1 pseudogene is annotated in these 468 nt (G+C 51.7%); it reads right to left on the reverse strand.

Annotated features, from left to right (window positions below):
- Positions 1-348, reverse strand: a pseudogene (locus AB4Z23_RS28450) (class I SAM-dependent methyltransferase); the annotation flags it as partial.
- Positions 349-468: the final 120 nt, after the last annotated feature.

Genomic DNA, 468 nt, shown 5'->3' on the forward strand with positions numbered 1-468 from the left:
CCCCTGTTGGGCATCAATGTACGTGTCGAGCGCGGGGATCGGCACTTCGGACAGCTCGACGGCAGCGATTTTGCTTGGCTTAAACACTTCGTTCAGGAACACAAATGAGCCGCCCTGATATACGCCGAGTTCGAAAATCCGCTGAAAGTCTTCGCCCTCATGGGCGAGATATTGATCGAGAAAGGTTCTTGATTTCATCATTGTGAAATCGGATTGACCGGATTCACGCTTGCTGCCGCCATACTCGTAATCCATCGTGATTGTGTGACCACCGACGGAAAAGGTTGCTCCGTCCACCCACGTTAATGCTGGGCGGCTCGTTTCGCCATCTTGATCAAACGCATTCATTAGCTCCTCCGTAGTCAACTAGAGGGCGAAGAGTACAATCAAGCCGAGATAGTGGCAACGCAAAATAGGACTTTGCGGGACGTGCAGAAGTGTTGGGCGTCTCCCGCAACTATTATACTG

This window comes from Agrobacterium sp. MCAB5 (assembly GCF_052114365.1).
In the GTDB taxonomy this organism is placed as follows: Bacteria; Pseudomonadota; Alphaproteobacteria; order Rhizobiales; family Rhizobiaceae; genus Agrobacterium; species Agrobacterium tumefaciens.